Origin of the sequence: Hymenobacter terrestris, from assembly GCF_013377905.1 — a bacterium.
Taxonomy (GTDB): Bacteria; Bacteroidota; Bacteroidia; order Cytophagales; family Hymenobacteraceae; genus Hymenobacter; species Hymenobacter terrestris.
Genome location: NZ_JABKAV010000115.1, coordinates 1 through 4,963, shown reverse-complemented (window position 1 = coordinate 4,963; position 4,963 = coordinate 1). Strand labels below are relative to the sequence as shown.

6 protein-coding genes are annotated in these 4,963 nt (G+C 58.9%); 2 read left to right on the top strand and 4 right to left on the bottom strand.

What is annotated here, in order from left to right; genetic code table 11:
• Nucleotides 1-318 precede the first annotated feature (318 nt).
• A complete protein-coding gene (locus HW556_RS17945) occupies nt 319-597 on the top strand; it encodes a helix-turn-helix domain-containing protein (protein WP_246289715.1) in 279 nt (92 codons plus the stop codon).
• A gap of 4 nt (nt 598-601) precedes the next feature.
• A complete protein-coding gene (locus tag HW556_RS17940) occupies nt 602-1,888 on the top strand; it encodes a type II toxin-antitoxin system HipA family toxin (RefSeq protein WP_176901495.1) in 1,287 nt (428 codons plus the stop codon).
• Nucleotides 1,889-2,305: 417 nt separating this feature from the next.
• Here the strand turns inward: HW556_RS17940 and HW556_RS17935 are convergent, their stop codons facing one another.
• From HW556_RS17935 to HW556_RS17920, 4 genes are all read right to left on the bottom strand, one after another.
• Entirely contained in the window at nt 2,306-2,641 is a 336-nt protein-coding gene (locus HW556_RS17935) for an NIPSNAP family protein (RefSeq protein ID WP_176901494.1), read from the bottom strand.
• Nucleotides 2,642-2,735: 94 nt separating this feature from the next.
• Nucleotides 2,736-3,458 carry a hypothetical protein gene (locus tag HW556_RS17930; protein WP_088466147.1) on the bottom strand — a complete coding sequence of 241 codons (723 nt, stop codon included), beginning with the start codon at nt 3,456-3,458 and terminating at the stop codon, nt 2,736-2,738.
• A gap of 178 nt (nt 3,459-3,636) precedes the next feature.
• Nucleotides 3,637-4,137 carry a hypothetical protein gene (locus HW556_RS17925; RefSeq protein WP_176901493.1) on the bottom strand — a complete coding sequence of 167 codons (501 nt, stop codon included), beginning with the start codon at nt 4,135-4,137 and terminating at the stop codon, nt 3,637-3,639.
• 164 nt (nt 4,138-4,301) lie between these two features.
• Nucleotides 4,302-4,637, bottom strand: a complete 336-nt coding sequence (locus HW556_RS17920; RefSeq protein ID WP_176901492.1) for an NIPSNAP family protein — start codon at nt 4,635-4,637, stop codon at nt 4,302-4,304.
• Between the last annotated feature and the right edge of the window lie 326 nt (nt 4,638-4,963).

The following is a 4,963-nucleotide window of genomic DNA, read 5'->3' as shown; positions in this document are numbered from 1 at the left end:
GTGCCCTTGTTGGAGTGTCGTTTAACGTAATGTAGCTTCCCGGACAAGTTCTGGAGTAGAAGGAGAGGCGGTTATCGTTGATCGGCCGATCAACTAGTTGCAAGTGCCAGCACGGGCGGTGATGGCAATAGAAATGTAGTGGTAGCCACTACCAAATGCTGTATTTCTAACGCTTCATCCACCCGAATAAGGCCACCGTACGCTACTAAGGAATGCACCAATGCGTGATATAATGCTCAATACTTGCTATAATTGTGCATTATATCACGCATTATGACTAAGAAACCGGTCCTGCTACTTCCTCGCCTTCAGCAGCTATTGACGCAGACGGGGGAAAATATCCGCCTGGCTCGCCTGCGCCGCAAACTGAGTGCGGCGCGCGTGGCGGAACGCGCCGGCATCAGTCGCACTACGCTCCATTCCATCGAGCAGGGCGTCTCGACCGTTAGTCTGGGTGCTTACCTGCAGGTCTTGTTCGTACTGGGCCTGGAGAAGAGCCTGCTGCACCTGGCAGCCGACGATACGCTGGGCCGCAAGTTGCAGGATGCCGAGCTAATCGTTGGCGCGCGCGCGCCCAAGCATTCATCCAGCGAGTAGTCCCATGGCCAAAACGATGGAACGCCGCCAGGTGTACGTGTATGCCGATTGGCAAAGCTTGGTTGCCGGGCCGCAGCTAATGGGCACGCTTTCAGCCGTGCCGGTGCGGGGCAAAGAAGTGTTTGCCTTTACCTATGATGCGCAGTGGCTGGCCCTGCCTCAGGCCCAGACGCTGGACCCCTCGTTACAGCTCTATGCCGGCCCACAGTACCTGCCGGAGGATCAGTCCAACTTCGGGCTTTTTCTCGATTCCTCGCCCGACCGCTGGGGCCGCCTGCTCATGCGTCGGCGCGAAGCGGCGCTGGCCCGCCAGCAGGACCGGCGCGAGCGGCTGCTGCTCGAATCGGACTACCTGCTGGGCGTGTTCGATGGCCACCGGATGGGGGCCTTACGGTTCAAAACTGACCTCGCTGGCCCGTTCCTGGATGACAACCGGGCGATGGCCGCTCCGCCGTGGGCCTCGTTACGGGAACTCGAATACGCCAGCCTGCAACTGGAGCGGGCCGACGCCCCGCAGGACCCGGACTATCTGAAGTGGCTGTTCTTGCTGGTCGCGCCCGGTTCCTCGCTGGGCGGGGCGCGCCCCAAGGCGAGTATCATGGACGAGCGCGGCCAGCTCTGGATTGCTAAGTTTCCCAGCAGCCAGGATGAGCACGACGTGGGGGCCTGGGAAGGAGTAGTAAATGAGCTGGCCCAGGCCGCCGGCCTACAGGTCGCTACTGGTCGAGCTCAGCGTTTTGGTAGCCGTCACCACACGTTTCTTTCGCAACGCTTTGATCGCACTGCAGCGGGCGAGCGGCGTCACTTTGCTTCCGCCATGACGCTGCTAGGCTATCAGGACGGAACCGATTATCAGGACGGGGCCAGTTACCTGGAGCTTGCTGGCTTGCTTATCCAGCAGGGTGGCCAAGTGGCCCAGGATCTGGCAGAGCTGTGGCGGCGCATCGTCTTCAACATCTGCGTGTCAAACACCGACGACCATCTGCGCAACCATGGCTTTTTGCTTACGCCCCAGGGCTGGCAGTTGGCGCCCGCGTTTGATCTGAACCCGATCCGGTACGGGCAGGGGCTGAAGCTCAACATTTCCACCACCGACAACGCGCTAGACCTTGAGTTGGCCCGGGAGGTAGCGCCCTATTTTCGGCTATCGGTAACCCAGGCCGAAACCATCCGCACACAGGTAGTAACGGCCGTGCGCCAGTGGCCCACAGTCGCCGGCCGCTACCGAGTCCCCCGGCAGGAACAGGAGTTGATGGCGGGGTGCTTTGACGCCGCGGGCGAGGCTCACTGAACAGTAAAAAGGGAAGCACATACTCCACCAGGCGGTTAGCCGGCAGACGCATGCTTATCGCCTAGTCTGCTTGCAGACGCTCATCGGCCAACAACGATAGCGGCGGTGGAAATGGGAAGCGCGGTCTGTTCATAAAGCGCTTCTATGCGCTCGATTGACACGAGTTGATTCTCCAAGGCCATCGAGGCGTACACAGACCGAACGACCATGGCTTTCACCACGGCAGGATTTTGCAGTTGAGGATACCGGTCGCGCAATTTCATAGGTTGCATAGTCTTTTGCTCGGCAAAGATGCGCTGAAAGTTCAGGTAAGCGGTCTTGCAGTTACTAGAGAGTAGCATAAAGAGCTCCTTACAGTGAACGGACTGCTTTCGTAAGTGCCCGCTGGCTAGCTTAAGCGGCCTGGGAAGTAGTCGCTTACTGCTCGCCCCCAGACGCGGGAACTGCTGCCGGGAACACCGGTCGAAAAAAGCTGCGCTCATAGCTCAGGATACAGCGGGTGTCGTCGGCGTAGCGGAACGCCGCCTGACAGGCCGGATCCTGCTGCGAGCGCAGCCGGTAGTCCTCGTACGCCGCGAGGCTCTCAAACGTAAAAAGGGCCAGGGCCACATTATTGGCCCCTTCGCCAGGCAAAAAGTAGCCGTGATGCTGCCCGCCATACTTCGCCACTAGGGGCAGCCATTGCCGGCCGTACTGTTCAAACTCGGGCAGTTTGGTGGGGTCCAGGATGTAGCGGATGTAAACGGTGATCATCGGGTCCGGTAGAGAGGTGTGGAGGGAAGTTGACCCTGTTATAACGAAAAGACAATTTTATGGCTTATTTGCTTGAAGCACCGTTTTCATAAACTTAAGAAGCTCCTTCCTCTTCTGCCTGTTCATCTTCCACCCGAAGCGGTTGAAGCAGGAATTGGGTGGCCACCCGCAGATACATCGCGTCGTTGGTATGCAGCCAGTAATGCAGGTCTGCCACTTCTGCCTGTGGGTACCACCCGGCACCGCCCACCAGCAACCCAGCTCCGGTGGCAAAACTCACTTCCAGTGCGCCGCTCACTTGCACTCGCACGCTCGCGACCTTCTTCCGGCGCAGGGTGGACACAGCGCGCTGCAAGGGGGATACTGCTTCGTTCCAGCTACATGGCCTCCCTCCCGCCGCCGTTACCTGCCACGGACAGTGAGCCGTCAGTCCCTGTGTTTCCCCGGTGGGTAACTTCAACTCCACGTGGAGCATGGAACCGCTCGAGTTCCCTCTTTCTGCGGTCACCGCCCGCACGGTAGCTCCGTGCCACGGTGCCATCGCCGCTTCCACGGCGGCAAGGGCAACCGGTTGCAGGTCCGCGTACCTGGCGCGCTTCAACGCCAGCATGCCTTCCACGGTCACGGAAAGCGAGGGACCATCCCCACGAGGTATCGTTATGGGCCAGGCCCGCTCAGGATGTTCGCGGGCCACTAGGGCCGAGAGGTCGGCAAAGGCTACATGCGCATGCGCCAAGTCAAGGGGCGACTGGTCGAAGAGCAACATAAATTGCCCCAATGCATGACCAAAGGGCGTATCGTCGACTGAAATAAGCATGGGCAAAAGAACGAGCTACGGGGTAAAAAACACTTTCCATTACCAAAACCCCGGGAGCTACCGTGCATAGGTCACCCAAGCACCAATAGTACCCTCCTTTCCTCAAAAGATGCGTTTACCTTCGGACCGTTTCGCTGAACGGCGGTTCTTCTCGATCTCTCTTGCCTGCGCCGCTGCTTTAGCGACAGTCAAAGCGGTATTGTGTGCTATCGGCGCGGTGCGCTGTTCGGAGCAAGAGTTTTCGAAGCACAGCCGGGAGCCGGGTCCCGGGCACCGGCCGAAAGGTGGCCCCAGCGAGCACGAGGGCCCCGGCCGGGGTGCGGCGGCAGGCGACGGCGGGTCGCCGGAAGGGCGGCTGTTCCCCCGTCGTCTTCACGTGGCTGCGTTCGAGGATGGTAAAGGACAGGCAGTCGGCCCGCAGGCCGCGGCGCACTCGCCCCCGCAGCAGCAAGAACCCGTTGGACGGATAGAAGAACACCGAATCGGCCTTGGCAAACAACCCACCGCTGCGAAGGGCGGAAAAGGTGGAGTCGTTGTAGAAGTAGAGCACTTGAAACGAGCGATTGCCGGCTTTCAGCTTCGTGACCAAGTAAAAGGTCCCAGTCCGGTCCGCCCCCTGGTCCGGAGCCCAATAAGCCGGTAGCAGGAAGAAACACAGCACAACGAGCAGCACGCGCATAAAATAGGAACAGAAGAGTAGAACCACCAGGAGAGCCGCCCAGTCAACAGAGAAGCGCTGAAAGTATGAAGGCTGAGCGGAGTGCGTTAGAATCCTCTTTACAATGAACGGACTGCTTTCGTAATTGCCCGCTGGGTAGCTCAAGCGGCCTGGGAAGTAGTGGCTTACTGCTCGCCCCCAGACGCGGGAACCGCTGCCGGGAACACCGGTCGAAAAAAGCTGCGCTCATAGCTCAGGATACAGCGGGTGTCGTCGGCGTAGCGGAACGCCGCCTGACAGGCCGGATCCTGCTGCGAGCGCAGCCGGTAGTCCTCGTACGCCGCGAGGCTCTCAAACGTAAAAAGGGCCAGGGCCACATTATTGGCCCCTTCGCCAGGCAAAAAGTAGCCGTGATGCTGCCCGCCATACTTCGCCACTAGGGGCATCCATTGCCGGCCGTACTGTTCAAACTCGGGCAGTTTGGTGGGGTCCAGGATGTAGCGGATGTAAATGGTAATCATCGGTCCCGGTAGAGAGGTGTGAAGTGAAGTTGACATTCTTATAACGAAAAGACAATTTTATGGCTTATTTGCTTGAAGCACCCTTTCGCTGGACTCGTATCTTGCCACTTATGGAAAATACGCGTGATCTACCAGACGGGTGGAAGCTGACGTACGAAGAAGTATCGAATGGGGTGTATGAGATGCGGTTGACGTGGGAGCGTGGGCCTTTTGTCGAGACGTCTGGAAGCGACTTCGAAAGCCTGCTGACTTGGTGCATCGAGTCAGCACTAGATATTGAAGACCAGCAGCGGCGAAAAGGCCTAATAACATAGTCGGCCTGTTTC